The organism is Christiangramia gaetbulicola, assembly GCF_003054225.1.
Classification (GTDB): domain Bacteria; phylum Bacteroidota; class Bacteroidia; order Flavobacteriales; family Flavobacteriaceae; genus Christiangramia; species Christiangramia gaetbulicola.
This window is the reverse complement of sequence record NZ_QBKQ01000001.1, coordinates 1,115,398-1,135,773: the sequence shown is the minus strand read 5'-3', so window position 1 is coordinate 1,135,773 and position 20,376 is coordinate 1,115,398. Positions and strand designations below refer to the sequence as shown.

Here is a 20,376-nt window from a genome sequence, read left to right as displayed (position 1 = left end):
TTTTACTTGGTCAAAAATTAGTCAATTTTCATCAATTAGCTGATGAAGACTTATTTTCCAGTCCTTGATTGGTCCAAAATTCTTTATTGCCTTTTCCTTTGAAAGTACACTATATTCAGGTCTTTCCGCCAAAGTTTTAAAGAACCCGGTCTTATTTAAAGTAACCTCAGCCATTTTTTTGGAGTAATTTAGGATCTCTACGGCAAAATCATACCAGGTAGCTTTACCTTCATTGCTAAAATGATAAAGGCCATATTTCTTAGAGCCTGCAGCTATAATACAAAGTACATAATCTGCCAGATCGTTTGCGTTGGTTGGTGTTCCTAGTTGTGTGGTAGTAATATTCAGCTCAGCTTTTTCATCAGCCTTTCTTAGAATGGTGCGGAAAAAATTATGCCCGAATTCTGAATACAACCAGGAAGTTCTGAAAATAAAATATTCTCCCAGAGTTTCTTGGATGTACTCCTCCCCTTTTATCTTGGAAGCACCGTAAACATTAATAGGGTCAACCTCATCTGTTTCTTTGTATGGCTCTTGAGATTGACCATTGAAAACATAATCTGTTGAAAAATGGAATAGAGTTGCCCCAAATTCTTTACAGGCTTCAGCTATATTCATTGCTCCATCCGCATTGATCAGAAATGCTTTTTCCTGTTCATTTTCGGCTTGCTCTACGTTAGTGTAGGCCGCACAATTGATGCAGAAATCGATTTTATGTACCTGAAAAAAGGCAGTTATAGATTTCTTCGAGCTTATATCCAATTCTTTTGAAGAGCAGAAAAGAAACCTGAAATTCGGGAATTTCTTACTTTGTTTTTGAAAACATTGCCCCAACTGGCCGTTAGCTCCTGTTACTAGAATCGTTTTCATCCAAATACCTCCTTAAAAGTTGGAAGATCTCTATCCTTATCTGAAAGCACCATTTCTTTAAAAGGAAAGTCCCAGTCTATATTAAGATCTGGGTCGTTAAAAATAATACCTCCCTCAGATCCTGGTGTATAGTAATTATCACATTTATATCCGAAAACAGATTTCGCTGAAAGCGTCAAAAATCCGTGACCAAACCCTTTGGGAACGTATAACTGATGAAGGTTTTGATCATCCAGAATGGCAGAATAGGTTTGTTTAAATGTCGGAGAATCTGGCCTGAGATCTACCACGACGTCCAGCACTTTGCCATAGATCACTCTTACAATTTTGGTTTGCGCAAACTCACCTTTTTGGTAATGCATCCCCCGAAGTACGCCGTAAGAAGACACCGATTGGTTATCCTGAACAAACTCGGTGTCTATCCCGGTAAGTTCAGCAAAACGCTTCCTGTGATAGGTCTCCAGAAAGATTCCACGGTGGTCTTTAAATATGTTCGGTTTTACAAGAAAACAGTCTTTTAAAGGTGTTTCTTCTACCTGCATTCTTTTAGTTTATGAATTAAAAATTTGTTCCAGTATCTTTTCTGTGATCAGATAAGTAGGTTTTACTCCTGAAGTTCCCAATCCTCCCGAGGCCAGCGTACTCCCTGTTTCCAACGGGTTATCTGAAGCATAATAGGCATATCTTACCTCAACATCTTCAGAAATACTTCTTCGTAATCTAGAGGCAGCCTGGATGGCTTTTTGGTAATGAGCACCTTCCATTTCCAGCCCGCAAACATTCCAGGTTGAATCATGGAAAAACCTTAAAATATCCTTGTTCTGTAGCGATGTTCCAAGTACCGTGATCATCGCTCCGTCAACTACTTTGATTCCGTGTCCTTCAAGATCGGATTTTCTAAGCTGATTTTCAAATGGGTAATTATCTGCTGTCCCTTCAAAAAGGTGAGCATCCGGGATCATTATATCACCTTTTCCGCCTTCAAGAATTCCCGCTTTCCCCATAATAGAGATAGACTTGACGTTCATTTTCAACTCTTCATCCTTCAGATTATAAGGCTTAAGCAACTCATCCATTGTTTCATAAGCCTGCTCTCCAAAGGCATAGTCCATCACCAGAATTACCGGTTTATCTCCGGCTTTAAGGTTTTCCAGTTTCTTGCCATTAAAGCCATCCTCAAGCTTGGCGGTATCAAAGATCTGAACATCGATATTGGTTCCGCTTTTATCTTCTAGGAAGAACATACCCTTATCTAAAGCAGCTTTGGTCACTTTATTTCTAAGAGCACCATTACCGCTATCACTTAATTCCTCGTAAATATCGAGGGTCTTCTTCTTTTTCAATTCTGTCTTAAGGGCATAAGGCGTATACAGAGTGTTCATCACGCTATGCATATTGGCGCTGATTATGTGCAGTGGCCGGTCCATAAGATCATTTTCCATAAGGCACTGCTTGATATGATTTGCCCATATCTCTCCATGAATGTGGTGACCCAGGCGCTCTCTAAGCACCGGGCTAAAGGTGATGATCCTCTTTTCATTTTTCACACCTTCTCTAATCGCCATGTTTCCTAAAGACCATACCAGCCTTAGAAAGCGATCAGGATTATCTGGCGTTGAGAACTTGGGATACAATTTAGAAATTTCATGAAAGGTCCTGCCCAGAATGCTGGCGGTATGGGTTAATGCAACCTCACGCTGAGCCTGGGATAGATCGCCCTGTTGTTTTACAGCGAATTCAAGCTTTTCCCAATCACGGTTCACGCTGCCTTCCTCATCTATCAATACCCTTTTCATGATTTTATGTGATTCAATAAAAAGGAAGGTTAAGTGGGTAAGAATATCATAGATCTCAGATCTTCCCCTGGTGATCTCAATATTCATTTGCTCATCATCGATCCTGTAACAATTTCTTCTTCTTTTTGGAGGAACAATAGGTTTAAAATGTGAATTCCCATAACCCTCATCACTGGTAAGATTGATAAAACGACATTCCTCTATCCCGTGGGGAAGACGGTCTATCACATATAAAAGCCCTTCAAGTTCTGCTTTATCATTAGCTATAGATCCATAGATCTCCGGTCTCAGGGTTAAAAGGGATTCTCTCAGGGTATCACCAGAAACTCCCATTGGCTTATAGAAACCTCGATTGAAGAGGTGTCTCATGGTGATATACATACGTTCTATAGCTCCCGAACTCTCCTGTGCTCTCGTGCGTCCCTGTAATTTTAATATCGACATAGTAATTTTTTAAATAATATTTTTGAGTTTATCTGCGATCTGGCGATCGTTAGATAATCTTGGAAGCTTGTTCTGCCCACCAAGTTTCCCGATAGATTTCATATAATCCTGAAATCCGTTCCTGGGGATTTTTGTGATCTTAAGTCGCTGCAGAATATTTCCCTTGATAAGGTCCAGGTAATAGGAATTCTGCTTTTGTAAAGATTTATCAATAATATCAGCAAATCTATTTAAATCTTCCGGTTCCTGCTCAAATTCTATGAACCATTCATGGTAGGGAAGTTCTTCTCCGTCAGGATTTATCTGCGGCGCCACTGTAAATTCACTAATTTCTGCACCTGTTTCGGCAACCGCATCCTGCATGGCCTCTTCAACTTCTTTAGCGATAACATGCTCTCCAAAAGCTGAAATAAAATGTTTTATCCGGCCAGAAACGATCACCCGGTAAGGCTTTAAGGAAGTAAACTGAATCGTATCCCCGATATTATAAGCCCACAAACCGGCTGTAGAAGAAATGATCATTACGTAATTCACTCCTTCTTCAACATCTTTTAAAAGCAGTCTTTCAGGGTTTTCTGAATAGAACTCATCTGCTTTGATGAATTCATAGAACATACCCGAGTCCAGCTGAAGCAGCATTCCCTTTACATCCTGTTTGTCCTGAAAAGCAAAAAAACCTTCAGAAGCAGGGTAAAGCTCAATACTGTCCACTTTTCTGCCTATCAGCGTTTCAAATTTAGAGCGATAGGGCTCATAATTCACGCCTCCGTAAATGAACAGATCAAAATTAGGGAAAATATCACCTACCTTTTTTCCGGTCTTATCGATAAGCCTTTCAAAATACATCTGTACCCAGGAAGGTATACCGCTAATCACAGACATATCTTCCGGCAGAGTTTCCTCCACGATCGCATCTACTTTTCTCTCCCAGTCGTCTATACAATTCGTTTCCCAGCTCGGCATACGGTTCTTCTGTAAATATCCTGGCACATAGTGCGCTACAATCCCTGAAAGCCTGCCCAGTTTAACGCCATTCTTCTCGTCAAGTTCCGGACTTCCCTGTAGAAAGATCATTTTCCCATCTACAAATTTAGACTTGCCGGTATCGGCGATATAACATAGAATAGCATTCCTGGCCGCGTTGATATGAGTTGGCATGGATTCCTTGGTAAGCGGAATATATTTTGCCCCACTCGTAGTTCCGGAAGTCTTGGCATAATACAATGGTTTCCCCGGCCAAAGGATATCCTCTTTGCCTGCAACCATCATATCTACATAATTCTTAAGTTCTTCATAGTCCCGAACCGGAACCTTTTGCACGAAATCTGCATGTGATCTTATTTCACCAAAATCATGATCCTTACCAAACCTGGTGTTTCTGGCTGTTTTGATTAGTTCATCAAAAACTTTCTGCTGGGTATCATGAGGATTCGCGGCCCATTTATCGATCTTTTTCCTGATGTGTGAGGCGAATATTTTAGCTGCAAAAGACTTTATAGACATATTTTAATTGAAATCAATGTATTCTGAAGGGTCAACCGGATTTCCCTCATTCCATAATTCAAAGTGCACGTGAGGCCCGGTAGTTAATTCGCCGGTATTTCCGGCTGTTGCGATCACTTCTCCTGCTCTAACCATATCACCCTGGGATTTTGAAATAGAAGCATTATGCTTATAGGCCGAAATAAGGCCATAGCTATGTTTTATGATAATTACATAACCCGTTTCTGCGGTCCATTCAGCAAAGATAACCCTGCCGTCTGCAATAGACTTAATGGGCGCATTACGGGAAGTAACGATGTCTACCGCATAATGTTTATCTTCTATGCTGTAAGGATCTGATATGGATCCTTTCACCGGCGGAAAAAGAGAGAAATTAATATCGTCTGTCGCCGTAGGTAGAATATTGTATTTATCCTCCTGGGCTACTTCTTCCCTCAGCAGGGAATCTGCTTTTATCCGATTTATTTCTTCATATTCAGCATCAGTAATTGGCTGACTTAAGATCGAATCACGGTTAAGTTGCTCAGTATCCAGATCTCCTGTAAGAGCATTCTTAATCGAACTAAGATACTGGTCGTTCATTCGTATTACATTCTGCAGGGAATCTGAAACATAGGAAAGATTAGTTGCTCTTTCTTTAAGTTCTGCCGAGGAATAGCCCGGTATATATTCTCTTAGCGGAGTAAAAGCGATAAGAATGGTGGTAATGACCACAAGAAATATGGCAGATAAACCAACGGTCACAAATACATTTAGGCGGGTAAGCCTGAAAGAAAAACGTTCTTCGAAAGTATCCTCATTAAGAACGACCATACGGTACTTATGAAGCAGTTTCTTCGCGAACTTCTTTTTTGGTTTGTTATTTTGAGCCATAGCCTTTATTAGGTTCTACAAAGATAAATTAAATAATTTCCTCTTTAATAATGCCAGATAAGTAATTAAAGCTGACACTAATGAGAGTCAAATTATTGCCTTCTTAACGTTTAAATTGGTGAATTCTTGCTAAGTTTGTAAAACTAAATTAAAAGACATGAATGCATTTATTTTGCCTTTAGCTATAGGAGCTCCACAGATCATTTTAATTGTGGTTGTAATATTGCTGCTCTTTGGAGGACGTAAGATTCCTGAATTGATGAGAGGACTTGGTAGTGGAATTAAAGAATTCAAGGACGCTTCTAAAGACGACGAAAAAGGAACAACATCAGACGACAATAAGGTTTCTGAAGAAAAAAAGTAACACAGGCTTTTATATAAAAAAACAAAACCCAACTTTTCAGTTGGGTTTTTTATTTATTCAAATTCTGCCGATTGCAGTATCGCATCCAGCTCGAATATATTATCCCGTTTTCCTCTCGATGGTGAGAATACAAAACCTTCCAGGATCACAAAGCGGTTATTCTCTTCATCTTTCACCGCGTAGTTCACAAATGGACCAGCCATAAAATCATTGGCCACTTCCCAGGTACCACGAGTTTCATAAGCGAATTTACCGTCTATCTCCGTTTCGAAAAGGTAAGGCGCATAAGCCTTTTCAGTGATCATATAAGAACCTTTTAAACGACCAGGAATCTGAGCTTCTCCAATTGAGTCTCTCATCTCTATAATGTTCGCAATAACGCTGGAATCATTCTCGATCTGGTTGATAGGCACTTCATATACCAGGATCTCCATACTTCCCTTAGGGATCTCTTTACGTATCCAGGAAAAATGTTCATCCTCTTTTGCGTATCTGTAAGCTGAAGGAAACTTTAATTTTAATCCAAATTTCTCGCTAAGAGCATCATCTTTCTTCAAAGACTTACGTATTCTTCGCTGTTTTTCGGTCAATTCTGTCTTTTTAAGAAGCTTTACGATAGAATCTGACTTTTCGTTAATCACATCGATTAACTCTTCAGAATTGTCTCCCATAAGCACCACTCCGGTTTGCGGACGGGCAAATTCATCTTCGAAAAGGTCCATACCCTTAGGGGTAGAATCTTCTATTTTTAAAAAGATCCGGCTGTTTCTAACGAAACCAGAAAAGGTTTCTGGCGGGATCTGGCTTAAACTGAATAAAGGTTCCTCCTGAGGCAGACCATCTACCGGCGCTGCAAAATTAGTTCTAATCGCTTCTCCTACCTCTCCTTCCCAGAGTTCATTCTCTATCACTACGGTTAGTTGGTTAATGTTTCCTGAGGAATCTGAAAGGATCCTTCTTTCCTTTTTGGTTTTCCCGTCATTACAGGAAATAATTAGAAAAATACTGGCTAGCAGGATTAAGCTACGTTTCATTTTATCGGATTTGATTAGTGGTCTTAACCTTTGGAAATCTTAATTTTCATGCCCGGTTTAAGACTATTTGAGTTCATATCATTCCATGACCGCAAATTCTGTACCGTAACGCCCGGGAACTTTTTAGAAATACTCCAAAGTGAGTCTCCACTTTTCACCGTATAGAATCTGGGATTTGAACTCTTCTTAGTTTCAGAGGCCTTTTTGCTACTGGCAACCTCTACCGGTTTCCGTGGGTAGATCGTAAGATATTGCCCTACCCTGATGTTATTGCTACGCATATTATTCCATCTCCTGATGCTGCTAACTCCTACTCCATAACGTTCTGCGATTTTCCCGAGGTAATCACCGCTTTTTACTCTATAGCGAATACGATCTTCAGTCTCTACGTATTTAGGAAGTTCTTTCTTTTCCTCGGCTATTTGAGTTTCAGCGAAATTATAGATGGCGCTTTCGTTGCTCACGAATTTTCCTGAAGCAGGTTTTGGTAACCTTAGGCTATATTTTTCATCTTCCACAAACGGAATGATCCCTAGCTTATAGCTTGGATTTAAAAACTGAAGCATTTCATTTTCCACACCTGTTACCTTGGAGATCTGGTCGAAAGTAAGTAATTGTTTTACCTGGATGGTGTCGGTTTCAAAATAGACCACATCTGGATTCTTAGGCTGGAAATTATGCTCATCTGCATATTCAAAAAGGTACATAGTAGCCAGAAATGCAGGAACATATCCTGCTGTTTCACGTGGAAGATACCTCCTTAATTGCCAGTAATCTGTAGATCCACCGCTTCTTCGAATAGCCTTGGAAACATTTCCCGGGCCAGAATTATAAGAAGCCAGTACCAGGTCCCAATCTCCAAAAACCTTATACAGGCTGGCAAGGTATTGTGCAGCAGCCTCAGTAGACCTTTCCGGATCCATACGTTCGTCTACATAAGAACTTACATCCAGGCCGTGCATTTTACCAGTGGTAAACATGAACTGCCAAAGTCCCGTAGCTCCAACTCTGGATTTAGCCTTTGGGTTTAGGGCAGATTCTACGATCGCAAGGTATTTGATCTCTAAAGGAATGTCATATTTATCCAGTTCCTGTTCGAACATTGGGAAATAATAGGTGCTCAAGGCCATTAGGCGCTCCATACCCTGCTTATTTCGCTTCAGGTAAGACTTTATAACACTTTCCAGGATTGGATTGTATTCAATATTAAAAGGCGTTCTGGCATTTAATTTTGCCAGTCGGGCTTTTAAAGTATCTGTTGGAAGTTCTTTATAGACCACCTCTTCATAATCCTGTTCGCGAATGCTTTTTTGCATATCCTCGAAAAGATCTGAATTAGTAAGTTCAAGCTTCCATAACGAATCTATCGTTTTTGCATGGGGGAGATCCTTCAGTTTTACCTTCGAGGAATCTCTAATTGCTGCAGAAATTGGCAGTTTGTCTCTAAATTCAGGATCAGGCTCTGCGAGTTTGATCTCTGTGTCATCGCTCTTTTGAAATATCTGAACCCTGAAATTAGCCTTTTCAACCCTTTCCTTGTTCTTCTTTTCCTGTGCCAGGGTAGACATCCCGGCAAGGAGCAATAACATAAAATATTTTCGTTTCAGCATAAATTCATTTTACATTAACGAACGGAAAGTAATCAAATTTCGTACCTCTTTACTTTTTAATTGCTTCAATTCCCGGAAGGGATTTTCCTTCAAGCATCTCAAGCATCGCTCCACCACCGGTAGAAACGTAGCTTACCTTATCTTCGAGTCCGAATTTTTTAACAGCTGCAACAGAGTCCCCTCCTCCAACTAAAGAGAAAGCACCGTGTTTAGTAGCTTCAGCGATCGCTTCACCCAACTGGATAGTTCCCTTTGCGAAAGTATCCATTTCGAATACTCCTAAAGGTCCATTCCAAAGGATGATCTTGGATTTACTGATGACATCAGAAAAATTCTTAACAGTCTCCGGACCTACGTCCAATCCCATCCAGCCGTCAGGAATATTATCTACACTTTCTGTCTGAGTACTTGCCTGTTCAGAAAAACTGTCGGCAATAATAGAATCTACTGGAAGGTGTACTTCCACTCCTTTTTCCTTGGCCTTTTTAAGTATTTCCAGTGCCAGTTCCTGCTTATCATCTTCGACCAGGGAATTCCCTATATGGCCTCCCTGTGCCTTAATGAAGGTATAAGTCATCCCTCCACCTATAATTAGATGATCTATTTTATCAAGTATGTTTTCAATTACGGTGATTTTAGAAGAAACTTTTGCTCCACCAAGAACGGCAGTAACAGGTTTCTCTTTACTGTTTAATACCTTATCAAGACTTTTGATCTCTTTAGCCAGTAAATACCCAAAGCATTTGTCTTCGAAATATTTAGCTACTACAGTTGTGGAAGCATGAGCCCTGTGGGCAGTACCAAAGGCATCATTTACATAGATGTCTCCCAGTTTTGAAAGTTGTTCTGCGAAATGCTCATCTCCTTTGGTTTCTTCTTCATGAAAACGAAGGTTTTCCAGAAGAAGCACTTCACCAGACTGTAAATCGGCTGCGGCTTTCTCAACCTCTTCACCAACGCAATCTTCAACAAATTTCACCTTCACCCCAAGGACTTCAGAAACCTTAGAGGTTATATGCTGTAAAGAATATTTGCTTTCTTTTCCTTTAGGCCTTCCTAAATGTGACATAAGCACAACACTACCACCATCTTCGAGAATCTTAATAATTGTTGGCTTAGCTGCTTCAATCCGATTTGCATCGGTCACTTTCATCTCATCATTTAGAGGAACATTGAAATCAACTCTTATAAGTGCCCTTTTATTATTAAAATTGTAATCGTCTATAGTTTTCATAGTATTGCTTTTGCTTTCTTACAAATATAAATTTTTCCGAAGATAATAAAGCCTATATAATTTTATATTTGCCTATGCTTTTTAACGATGTAATTGGTCTTCCACACATAAAAAATCATCTGACGACCACCGCAGACAGAAACCGAATTCCCCATGCCCAACTTTTTACGGGACAACCGGGAAGTGGCGTTCTGCCTATGGCCATAGCTTATGCACAGTACATTTTGTGCAAAAATACAGATGGAGAAAACAACAATGAAGAGTCGGCAAGCTGCAATTTGAAATTCAGGAATTTATCTCATCCAGATCTGCATTTTGCCTTCCCCGTAGCCGGTAATGAAAAGGTGAAAAAAAACCCGGTTTCCTCTCATTTTCTGGAGGAATGGAGAAGCTTTGTAAAGAACAATCCTTACGGTAGCCTTTATGACTGGTATCAGAACTTAGGAGTAGAGAACAAACAGGGACAAATAAGCGTTTATGAGGCCCAGGATATTGTAAAATCTCTTTCCTTAAAAGCATATGAAGGAGGTTTTAAGGTGATGATCATCTGGATGGCTGAAAAAATGAATATTGCCGCATCTAATAAATTACTGAAGCTCATTGAAGAGCCACCAAAAAATACGGTTTTCATCCTGGTAGCAGAAGACGAGGAGAACATTATACAGACCATTCGTTCCCGTTGCCAGAGCCTGCATTTCCCTCCGCTGGGAGAAGCAGACATCTGCAAGGCACTTATAGAACGTGAGGGCTGTGAGGAATCTCTGGCAAAAAAGATCGCCCACCAGGCGAATGGAGATTACACGAAAGCTATCCATATTTTGAAAAAGAACGCTGGCGACGAACAATTCGAAGCCTGGTTCATCAGCTGGATAAGAAGTGCCTTTAAGGCAAAAGGAAATAAATCTACCGTGCTGGAACTGGTTGCCTGGAGTGAAGAGATCGCCGCGCTAGGCAGGGAGACCCAAAAGAGCTTCCTTTTATACTGTATGGATTTTTTCCGGCAGTCGCTTTTAATGAACTACAAGGCAAAAACGCTGGTCTATCTTGAACCTACGGCAGAAAAATTCAAACTGGAAAATTTTGCGCCTTTTGTTCACGGGAATAATATCATGGAAATAACAGATGCCCTGGAAAAGGCCATTTATCATATAGAGCGTAATGGTAACGCTAAAATAATCCTTACCGATCTTTCGATAAAACTAACCCGATTTTTACATAAAAAAGCCGCATAAATATGGAAAACATTACTTCGAACTTTACCGAGATCCTTATCCTTATTTTCATCCTCATCACCTTCCTGCAGTCTGGAATAGATAAAGCTACCGACTGGGGTGGTAATACAGGATGGTTAAAAGATCATTTTTCAGGCACCATACTTTCAGGCATCGTACCGTTAATGGTCGCTATAATTTTAGTTATTGAAGTGATCACCGGTTTAATGGCTATTATAAGCCTTTATCATATCCTGGCAGGGATAGATTCCAATATGGCTTTATATACCTGTGTACTTTCCTGTATTACTTTATTGATGTTATTGTTCGGGCAGCGAATTGCCAAGGATTATGCGGGAGCCTTCACCCTAACCGGTTACTTTATAGTTTGCATGTTCGGGGTTTACATTTTAAGTTAACCCCAAAATAAATAGAATAAAAAAAGCTTCAGAGGTATCTGAAGCTTTTTTTATTTGATATGAGTTGGAACTAGTCCTCTACTTCTTCGGTAGTTTCAGTTTCCACAGCATCACTTCCACCATATTCCTCGTTCATTTTCTTTAGAATATCCTGAGTAATATCTAAACCTTCTTCAGCATACATGATGTTCGCGCTCTCGTTAGATCCAAAGATATAAGTATAGTTATTTTCCTTACCGTAATCTTTCACGTAATCCTTGATCTTGGTTACAATAGAATCCATGATCGCAGAACTCTGCTCTCTAAGACGATTGCTCTGCATTTGTTGCTGCTGTTGTAGCATTTGCTGCTTTTGCATCAACTGCTGCTCTTTTTCCTTACGCTGAGCATCAGACATTGAATTCATTTCAGACTGGTAGGCCTGAACTTCCTGCTGAAAAACCCGAGCTACAGAATCCAGTTGTTTTCTCACTGAATCTGATTTAGAGGTGAACTCTGCTTCCACATCTTTCATCTCTTTATATTCCTGAACAATTTTTGTGGTGTCTACATAAGCAGTTTTTTGCTCGTTACATGAAACCATCATAATTGCAATTGCTGCAACTCCAATAAATCTTTTGATCATAAGTTTTTGTTTTGAAAGGCAAATGTATAAAAGTATTTTTTCTACCAAAGCCTTATTTTTATTAGTAATAGTAAAATTCTATGGTTATTATTTTTAATATAGCGTACACCTATAAAAAACGGTGCGTTTTTAAGCGTTTTAAGAGCATATTCGCTTTATAGCTAATAAACGACAAGCTAAATAAAGTAAAACAGCCTATAAATGGCTTAAATTAAGTTTTGGGTGTCTTTTTAAAGAAATAAGCGATAGAAGAATACTCTCCAGTCTTCCTGGCTCTCTGGTTAGAGACGAATCCCCGATAGAATGCATTTAAAGGATTGGTTGAAGAGTTTTTATTTTTTTCGCTTAAAAGGCTTACGTAATAAGAATCAAATTTTAAAGGCTTTTCATCTACCAGTTCAAAATTGAAATCATAAAACTTTTCGGTAAGTCCTTCTCTGGAAAAATGCCAGAGGTGTCTGGGCACATCCCAGCCTGCCCAATCCTCTTTATAAAATTCCGCATCATAAGATCTATGATTAGGAACGGCAATGATCAAAATTCCATCCTCGTTTAAAAGATCATAAAATTCCTGGATCTTTTTTTCCAGATCTGGCAGATGTTCCAAAACATGCCACAAGCTTATAACATCAAATTTCTTGATCCTGAGTTCTGAAAGATCGGGTTTTAAATTCAGCCCTTTTAAGATGGCAAGATCCCGGGCAGTTTTGTTTGGCTCTACTCCGTCTACATTCCAGAGGAACTTTTTCATCTTATTTAAAAACTCTCCGGTACCCGCTCCAAAATCTAAAATATCTCCCTGCTTAAAATACCTTCTCACCCACTTCGCTTTTTTAGAAAGCATGTGAGATTTTACAAGTTGATAAATCTTATCCTGTAAACCGCTTTTGGAATCACTGTGAGAAATATAATTTTCACTCTCGTAATATTTACCAAGATCTGAAGGAACAGGTTTTGTTCTTAGAATTCCATTTTCGTATTCTGAAATTTGAAATTCTTCTCCAGTTACCAAATGATCTTTGCAAACCAGTTTTGGCTCATCCTGGATCTGAGTGCTGTATTTTTTTTCTGTTGTAATCAAAAATTCAATTGCTATGTTCCACGTGGAACATTGGAAAATTATCTACCCATATAAACCAGTAAAACCGAAATATCATTCGGACTAACTCCACTGATTCTTGATGCTTGAGAAATCGTTGTTGGCTGAACCTTTTTCAATTTTTCCCTCGCTTCGTAAGACATGGATTTGATCCTTGAGTAATCAAAATTATTCGGAATTCTGATATCCTCCAAACGGTTCAACTTATCGGCATTATTTTTTTCCTTCTGAATATATCCGGAATATTTCACCTGAATTTCGGTTTGTTCGATCATCTCTTCATCGAGATCATTTTCAGAAATGAACTCCTCTACTCCACTAAAATTCTTCACATCTTCCATGGTGATCTGTGGCCTGGAAAAAACTTTAAAGACCTTATCACTTTGTTTCATTGGAGAAGATTTTCTTTTCTCAAGAACCGGATTCGCTTCTTCAGGAACCACACTAAGATCTTTCAAAAACTGAACAAATTTAAAAGACTTCTCTTTTTTCTGTTCCATTTTACGCATACGCTCTTCAGAAGCAAGACCTAAATTATAAGACTTTTCGGTTAACCTGAAATCGGCATTATCCTGTCTTAATAAAGTTCTATATTCTGCTCGGGAAGTAAACATTCTATATGGCTCTTCTGTACCTTTAGTAATTAGATCATCTATAAGAACACCTATATATGCTTCATTACGTTTAAGGATAAACTCATCCCTTTCCTGAACTTTTAAAGCAGCATTTATACCAGCCATCATTCCCTGGCAGGCTGCTTCTTCATAACCAGTAGTTCCGTTGATCTGTCCAGCAAAATACAAACCTTCTACCAGTTTAGTTTCTAAGGTATGCTTTAACTGCGTAGGTGGAAAATAATCATATTCTATAGCATATCCCGGACGGAAGAATTTTACATTTTCGAATCCTTCTACAGAACGTAAAGCTTTAAACTGAACATCCTCTGGCAACGAAGTTGAGAATCCATTTACATATACTTCAACCGTATTCCATCCTTCTGGCTCCACGAAAAGTTGATGCCTGTCCTTATCTGCAAAACGATTTATTTTATCCTCAATAGAAGGACAATATCTTGGTCCTATACTTTTAATTCTACCGTTAAACATTGGAGACCTATCGAAACCTTCCTTAAGAATTTCATGCACCTCATTAGAGGTATAGGTCATGTGACAGGAACGTTGTTTAGTAAGTGGTTTAGTCTCGTCTGAAAATGAAAATTTCCCTGGAATATCATCTCCCGGTTGCTCCACCATTTTAGAATAATCCAGTGATCTTCCATCTACTCTTGGTGGGGTTCCTGTCTTCATTCTGCCGGCTTCAAAACCAACATCAATTAGATCTTTAGTGATTCCGGTTGCGGCTCTTTCTCCTGCTCTACCTCCCCCAAATTGTTTATCTCCAATATGGATCAATCCATTTAAAAAAGTACCATTGGTACATACTACAGATTTAGCCATTATTTCAAGTCCGAGAGAAGTACGAACTCCAACGACCTTTTCATTTTTTATAATTAGACCAGCTACCATTTCCTGATAAAAATCAAGGTTTGGAGTTTGCTCCAGTTTGATCCTCCAATCCTCCGCAAACCTCATTCGGTCGCTTTGTACCCTCGGACTCCACATAGCAGGTCCTTTAGATTTATTAAGCATCTTGAACTGGATAGCACTGGTATCACTTATAATACCACTATAACCTCCCATAGCATCGATCTCTCTCACGATCTGCCCTTTGGCGATACCACCCATAGCAGGGTTGCAACTCATTTGAGCAATGTTTTGAAGATTCATGGTTATAAGAAGGGTTTTACTACCCATATTTGCGGCTGCAGCAGCTGCCTCACTTCCGGCATGCCCCGCTCCAACAACAATAACATCATACTGCTTATCGAACATATCCTGATCTAATTTTTATGATTGTTCCACGTGGAACAATTTGATTTTTTCTTCTTCCTTGCGTCGCATCATTTCCTTATCCCTTTCAGATTTATCCTGATATCCGCAAAAATGCAACACGCCGTGAATCACGACACGTTTTAATTCTTCTATAAAATCTACGTTGAAATTCGAAGCATTTTCCTCTACCCTTTCGGTGCTTATAAAAATGTCTCCGTGTAAAGTATTCCCTATCCCATTATCAAAACTAATAATATCGGTGTAGGTATCGTGGTCGAGATATTTTACGTTTATATCAAGTAAATATTCGTCATCGCAAAAAATAAAATTGATGTCACCAACATATTTATCTTCTGATTCTATGACGCGCTCTACCCATTTTCGAAAATCATTTTCCTGCTTGAGCTTAAAATCATTTTCACTAAAAAAGTTAATCTCTCCCTTTTCCAAAATAATCCTTTACTTTCTCTTTGTAAATTTGGCGCAAAGGTAAGGTTTGTCTGTTTAAAATTTCAGTAGAATTGAAATATTCTTTAGCCCTATCAATCTGATTGTTAAGACCGTTCTCATAGTCTAATCTGTTTGTTTCAGATTTTCGTTTATCATCGGTTCCCTGAAGTTTTCGTGCCTTCTCGAATTTAAGCAATTCGTATTGCAGTTGTTGCATCCTCCTCGCTGTCTCAGGATCGAATCCTTTATCGAGCAGTTGTTCTTCTATCCTTTTCATTTCTTCCACTGCCGCGTCGCCAGATTTCATACCATTCTCCTGCATTAATTGTTCCATTTGCATACGCAGCATCTGTTGTTCTTTATAGATCTCATAAAGTTCCCCGCTTTGTCCTTCACCCTCACTTTGCCGCATACCTTCTTTTTGTTCTTTCTCGCCATCAGACTTTTCTTTCATCTTTTCTGAAAGCTGCTGCTGCTGCTCTATAATATCCTGAAGCTGAAATTCCTGACCGCCCTTACCATTTCCAGATTGAGGATTAGCCATCATTTGCTGCATGGAACCAAGGATCTGGTCCAGTAAATTGGCAAGATCATTAGCGCCGGTAACCACGTATTGCTGACTTGAAGTTCCCTGGGGGATCTCATTTTCTGAAAGTCTCTCGATAGACTTTTCAATATCAAATTCTATGTTCGTAAGCTTATCGGTAATCACCTCATTCACCATAGGATTTCTCATGGCCAGCATGTACAAACTATCATCTATATGACTGAAATTTTCTCTTAGATTGCTTTGCTCTTTGAGCCTGCCCGCATACCTGGGATTGCTTTGTTGAATCACTTTAAATTCATTTAAAAGATCTTCCTGTTCAAATGAAAATACTATAAGATTATCCAGGATCTGTCTTAAGGTTTCAGCATCTGCTTCGAGTTGTTCCTGCTGTTGCGCCATGGAAGATTGTTGCATTTGCTGGCTCATTTGTTTCATTTTCTTTGCCGCATCCTTTTGCTTGGGTTTGGCTTCAGAATCATTTTTCTGTTTTAAACTCTCGGTAGCTTCTTTTTGATCTTTCTGAATACTTTCTTCCTCTACCTCTTCCCTATCCAGTTCCTGTGGCTGTTTTAATTTTTCATTCTCCTTCTCCAGCTCATCCATTTGCTCTCTGAAATTATCGAATTCTTTATTCAACTCCTCCTGTTCTTCAGCAGTGTTTTCATCTTTCTTTTCTGAAAGCTCTTCCTGCTCATCGGCAAGTTTCTCCAGATCACGACCTAGTTTTAGTTTTTTCTCTTCTACGTAATAGCGTTTGGTCAGTTCTAAAAGTTGCTCAAGATTCCTTTGATTATTTTTATTTTGCTTTGAAAGTTCATCGAGTTTTTTACCGAGATCTTCCTTCTGGATCTTTTCAGAATATTCTTCCAGCTCTTTCAATAATTCTTCATTTGCCTCCAGTCTCTTCTCATTATTTTCCAGCCTTTTTTTCAATTCCTCTTTCATCGGAGAATTCTCCTGATCGTCATTTTTCTGAAGACTTTTTTCCAGCTTTTCAGAATAGCTTTTCATCATTTCATTTTGCTTCTTCTGTCGCTTTAAAAATTCCTCCAGCTTTTTTCTTTCATTATAATTAAGCTCATCTTTCTCTTTCTCAAGTTTAGAGATCTCCTTCAATTCCTCGTCAGATTTTTCATACTCTTCCAATCTTTCACCCATATTCTTTATCGCATCATTTTGTTCCTGCAACTGCTCGTACTGTAATTCTTCCAGCGTCTTTTTGCGGTATGAAAATGTAGCAGATCGGGAAGATTTGGATCCGTTTACCGCATCATTATCATAAACCCTGAAAAAGTAATTATAACTCCTGCCCGGCTTTAGTTGAAGATTACCAGGAAAACTAAAATGGAATTCATCGTAACTCTCTTTTGAAACAGGAATTACCAATCTTTCGGGCTTTTCTTCGGTTTCTTCAGTAAAATAGACCAGTTCAAGCCTACTTAACCCATAATCATCTGAAATTTCACCTTTAAAATACTGTATATCAGAATTTAAACTATCCTTTTCAGAAATAACCCTTATTTCGGGAAATTGATCTTTAATTACCTTTACCGCATAGTCCAGATTTTCAAAATCCTTTACCAGACTATTGGAGGAGCTCACCGAATAATCCAAATTAGAACCCAGCGTTTTTTGAAAATTAGCCTTCCCATCTTTAGCCCTTACTTTAATAGTGGAATCTGCTATTTTGAAAATGATAAGATCAGTATTCCTTGTATTGAAATTCCAGTTGATTTTAGTGCCTTCTGGAACGGTAATATTTCCAGTACCGGCAAGTTTTTCATCATTAAGACCGGTGTAGGAAGGATAATCCAGATCCATTTCAAAATTCAATAATTTGGGAACCATGATCACTTCAACTTTATATTCTCCTGAAGAAACCTCGTTAGACCTGAGCTTAAATTCCAAGTCTTCTGAAATTCCTGAAATGGAATATTCAAAGATTCCGGGCAAAATCTGTTTCATGAAATTCTCATTTCCATCAAGAACGATCTGCACACTTTCTGGATTATAATCTCCAACGGTTCTAACCTGCAATTTTAAGGTCTCCCCTTCCCTAACCTTTAATTGATCATTCTTAATTATAAACTGGAAAGGAGCTGGCTTTAGATAGGTGGTATTATAATCTGAGATCCTGCTGAAACTTTTGGTAATCACCTCGGCTTTTCCGGCAGCAAACAAACCAAGAATGATCAATAATGGCAGGACCACATAGCGTAGATATTTTTTATTTTCCCTGAGATCGATTGCTCCTGAAAAAGGTACCAGGGTAAGTTCTTTTGATCTTTGATCTATACTGGCGATCAAAAGATCACTTTGCCGGGAATCATTTTTAAGCTGAAGCAAATTGGTAAGCTTATCGTTCACTTCAGGAAAATGTTTTCCAATAATTTCTGAAGCTTCGAATTCATCAATTCCTTTGGAGATCTTAAGAACTTTGAACAAGGGAATCCCTACGAAATTAAAAAGCAGCAGGACTTCTACCAGGATGAATAACCAGAAGAGAATACTTCGACCCGTTGTTGAAAGCCAAAGAAAATATTCCAGGCTTACTACCAATAAAAAATAAAGAAGACCGGTAGCCAAAAACAGTATGCTCCCTTTAAGTATTAGATTTAAATAATACTTTTTTATAAAAGCTTCCAGTTTTTGCTGCACCAGCCCGAAATTCCCCATTTTCAATGCAATGTTTCCTTAAAAATACAATAAAATTAGTACTTATTCAGGATGTATGAATCAGGGTTTAGGATTGGATTAATAAGGTTGTATCTTTGCTCACAAAAATTTAAATAACATGTCTTCTAAAGTAAGAGTAAGATTTGCTCCCAGCCCAACAGGACCATTACATATTGGTGGTGTAAGAACTGCCTTATATAATTATTTGTTCGCCAAAAAGCACGGCGGTGATTTTGTATTGAGAATTGAAGATACAGATCAAAACCGTTTTGTAGAAGGAGCTGAAGATTATATCATAGAATCTCTAAACTGGTGTGGAATCCCTTATGATGAAGGCCCGGGAAAGGAAAAAGGATTTGGTCCCTATAGACAAAGTGAGCGCAAAGATAAGTATCGTGAATATGCTGAAAAGTTAATAGCATCTGGAAACGCCTATTATGCGTTCGATACCGCAGATGAACTTGATGCGCATAGAAAAGATCATGAAGAACAAGGGAAAACCTTTATCTATAACTGGCATAATCGCCAGAAATTGAAAAATTCCCTGTCTCTATCCCAGGAAGAAGTAAAGGAAAAACTGGATGCAGACGAAGCATATGTGATTCGTTTTAAATCTCCTCAGGATGAAACTTTACATCTAAAAGATGTGATTAGAGGTGATATGGAGATCGATACCAATATCCTGGATGATAAAGTACTTTTTAAAAGTGACGGAATGCCAACTTATCACCTGGCGAATATCGTTGATGATCACCTAATGGAGATCACACATGTAATTCGTGGTGAGGAATGGCTGCCATCTTTGGCTTTACACTATATGCTTTACCGTGCATTTGGCTGGAAAGCACCAGAATTCGCTCATCTCCCACTTATACTTAAACCACAGGGGAAAGGAAAATTAAGTAAAAGAGATGGTGAAAAAATGGGATTCCCGGTATTTCCTTTAGAATGGAAAGATCCAAAATCTGGAGATATCTCTACCGGTTACCGCGAGGAAGGTTATTTCCCGGAAGCCGTAGTAAACATGCTGGCCTTTTTAGGATGGAACCCGGGTACAGAGCAGGAATTCTTCAGGCTTGAAGAACTTAGTAAAGCTTTTGAATTGGAACGTGTACATAAAGGAGGCGCTAAATTTGATCCTGAAAAAACCAAATGGTTCCAGCAACATTATATGCAGGAAGCAGATAATGCATTTTTAGCTGATGAATTCGAAAAAGAGCTTCAGGAGAAAGAGATCAAGGCAGATAAAAAGTATATCGCCGATGTAGTGGCCTTGATCAAAGAAAGAACCGTTTTCGTAGAAGACTTCTGGGACCAGGGCTACTTCTTTTTTATCGCCCCTACTTCTTTTGATCCTAAGGATTCAAAAAAAGCCTGGAAAGAAGATACCAATGAGTTACTGAATGAACTTTATGCCTTCCTTAAATCGGTTGATAATTTTGAAGCCGAAAGTCTTCAGGAAACTGTAAAAGGCTGGATAAAAAGCAAGGAAATTGGCTTTGGTAAAGTTATGATGCCTTTGCGCGTTGCTTTGGTAGGAGCGTTACAGGGACCAGATCTTTATAAAATCGCAGAATTTATTGGAAAGGAAGCAACTTTAGCCAGAATAAAAAAAGCGACAGAAACCCTGTCCTAAAATTCATTTTATATCATAAAGAAAACCGGCTTTGAAACAGTTCAAAGCCGGTTTTTTATTTTTATAAGGGTTCAACCTTTTATTCTTAAA

Annotated in this window: 17 protein-coding genes; 4 read left to right on the top strand and 13 right to left on the bottom strand. The window is 38.9% G+C overall.

Annotation, left to right across the window (positions count from 1 at the left end; translation table 11 throughout):
* Nucleotides 1–21 precede the first annotated feature (21 nt).
* Genes rfbD through C8P64_RS05135 form a run of 5 tightly spaced genes read right to left on the bottom strand, consistent with a single transcriptional unit; the run spans nt 22 to nt 5,486 of the window.
* Nucleotides 22–870, bottom strand: a complete 849-nt coding sequence (gene rfbD / locus C8P64_RS05155; protein WP_108170952.1) for a dTDP-4-dehydrorhamnose reductase — start codon at nt 868–870, stop codon at nt 22–24.
* On the bottom strand, nt 867–1,412 hold the full coding sequence (rfbC, locus tag C8P64_RS05150; protein ID WP_108170951.1) for a dTDP-4-dehydrorhamnose 3,5-epimerase: 546 nt from the start codon (nt 1,410–1,412) through the stop codon (nt 867–869). The genes rfbD and rfbC overlap by 4 nt, the downstream gene beginning before the upstream one ends.
* A gap of 9 nt (nt 1,413–1,421) precedes the next feature.
* Entirely contained in the window at nt 1,422–3,110 is a 1,689-nt protein-coding gene (locus C8P64_RS05145) for a DUF6909 family protein (RefSeq protein WP_108170950.1), read from the bottom strand.
* 9 nt (nt 3,111–3,119) lie between these two features.
* Nucleotides 3,120–4,613: a GH3 auxin-responsive promoter family protein gene (locus C8P64_RS05140; protein ID WP_108170949.1), complete on the bottom strand. Its 1,494-nt coding sequence runs from the start codon at nt 4,611–4,613 to the stop codon at nt 3,120–3,122.
* Nucleotides 4,614–4,616: 3 nt separating this feature from the next.
* On the bottom strand, nt 4,617–5,486 hold the full coding sequence (locus tag C8P64_RS05135; protein WP_108170948.1) for a M23 family metallopeptidase: 870 nt from the start codon (nt 5,484–5,486) through the stop codon (nt 4,617–4,619).
* 157 nt (nt 5,487–5,643) lie between these two features.
* Here C8P64_RS05135 and tatA point away from each other — a divergent pair, with 157 nt between their 5' ends.
* Nucleotides 5,644–5,850 (top strand): twin-arginine translocase TatA/TatE family subunit, encoded by a 207-nt coding sequence (gene tatA / locus C8P64_RS05130; RefSeq protein ID WP_108170947.1) that lies wholly within the window; start codon nt 5,644–5,646, stop codon nt 5,848–5,850.
* Between the two features lie 53 nt (nt 5,851–5,903).
* Here tatA and C8P64_RS05125 read toward each other — a convergent pair whose 3' ends face one another.
* Genes C8P64_RS05125 through C8P64_RS05115 form a run of 3 tightly spaced genes read right to left on the bottom strand, consistent with a single transcriptional unit; the run spans nt 5,904 to nt 9,728 of the window.
* Nucleotides 5,904–6,884, bottom strand: coding sequence for a DUF4837 family protein (locus C8P64_RS05125; RefSeq protein WP_108170946.1), 981 nt, complete (start codon nt 6,882–6,884; stop codon nt 5,904–5,906).
* Between the two features lie 23 nt (nt 6,885–6,907).
* Nucleotides 6,908–8,494 carry a lytic transglycosylase domain-containing protein gene (locus tag C8P64_RS05120; protein ID WP_108170945.1) on the bottom strand — a complete coding sequence of 529 codons (1,587 nt, stop codon included), beginning with the start codon at nt 8,492–8,494 and terminating at the stop codon, nt 6,908–6,910.
* A 49-nt stretch (nt 8,495–8,543) separates the two neighbouring features.
* A complete protein-coding gene (locus C8P64_RS05115) occupies nt 8,544–9,728 on the bottom strand; it encodes a phosphoglycerate kinase (protein ID WP_108170944.1) in 1,185 nt (394 codons plus the stop codon).
* Between the two features lie 74 nt (nt 9,729–9,802).
* On the opposite strand from C8P64_RS05115, the gene C8P64_RS05110 reads away from it, so the two are divergent.
* Nucleotides 9,803–10,960, top strand: a complete 1,158-nt coding sequence (locus C8P64_RS05110; RefSeq protein WP_108170943.1) for a DNA polymerase III subunit — start codon at nt 9,803–9,805, stop codon at nt 10,958–10,960.
* Between the two features lie 2 nt (nt 10,961–10,962).
* Nucleotides 10,963–11,358 carry a DoxX family protein gene (locus tag C8P64_RS05105; protein ID WP_108170942.1) on the top strand — a complete coding sequence of 132 codons (396 nt, stop codon included), beginning with the start codon at nt 10,963–10,965 and terminating at the stop codon, nt 11,356–11,358.
* Nucleotides 11,359–11,428: 70 nt separating this feature from the next.
* Here the strand turns inward: C8P64_RS05105 and C8P64_RS05100 are convergent, their stop codons facing one another.
* The 5 genes from C8P64_RS05100 to C8P64_RS05080 form a co-directional block, all read right to left on the bottom strand.
* Complete coding sequence (locus C8P64_RS05100) at nt 11,429–11,983, bottom strand: OmpH/Skp family outer membrane protein (RefSeq protein ID WP_108170941.1); 555 nt, start codon at nt 11,981–11,983, stop codon at nt 11,429–11,431.
* Nucleotides 11,984–12,194: 211 nt separating this feature from the next.
* Nucleotides 12,195–13,064: a class I SAM-dependent methyltransferase gene (locus C8P64_RS05095; RefSeq protein ID WP_108170940.1), complete on the bottom strand. Its 870-nt coding sequence runs from the start codon at nt 13,062–13,064 to the stop codon at nt 12,195–12,197.
* Between the two features lie 38 nt (nt 13,065–13,102).
* Nucleotides 13,103–14,974: a tRNA uridine-5-carboxymethylaminomethyl(34) synthesis enzyme MnmG gene (mnmG, locus tag C8P64_RS05090; protein WP_108170939.1), complete on the bottom strand. Its 1,872-nt coding sequence runs from the start codon at nt 14,972–14,974 to the stop codon at nt 13,103–13,105.
* A 15-nt stretch (nt 14,975–14,989) separates the two neighbouring features.
* Nucleotides 14,990–15,424 (bottom strand): rRNA maturation RNase YbeY, encoded by a 435-nt coding sequence (gene ybeY / locus C8P64_RS05085; protein ID WP_108170938.1) that lies wholly within the window; start codon nt 15,422–15,424, stop codon nt 14,990–14,992.
* The gene (locus tag C8P64_RS05080; RefSeq protein ID WP_108170937.1) at nt 15,405–18,650 is read right to left on the bottom strand and encodes a DUF4175 family protein; all 3,246 of its coding nucleotides are present in this window, start codon (nt 18,648–18,650) and stop codon (nt 15,405–15,407) included. Before C8P64_RS05080 ends, ybeY begins: the two co-directional genes overlap by 20 nt.
* A 118-nt stretch (nt 18,651–18,768) precedes the next feature.
* Between C8P64_RS05080 and gltX the strand changes: the two genes are divergently transcribed.
* Nucleotides 18,769–20,286, top strand: coding sequence for a glutamate--tRNA ligase (gene gltX, locus C8P64_RS05075; protein ID WP_108170936.1), 1,518 nt, complete (start codon nt 18,769–18,771; stop codon nt 20,284–20,286).
* Nucleotides 20,287–20,376: the final 90 nt, after the last annotated feature.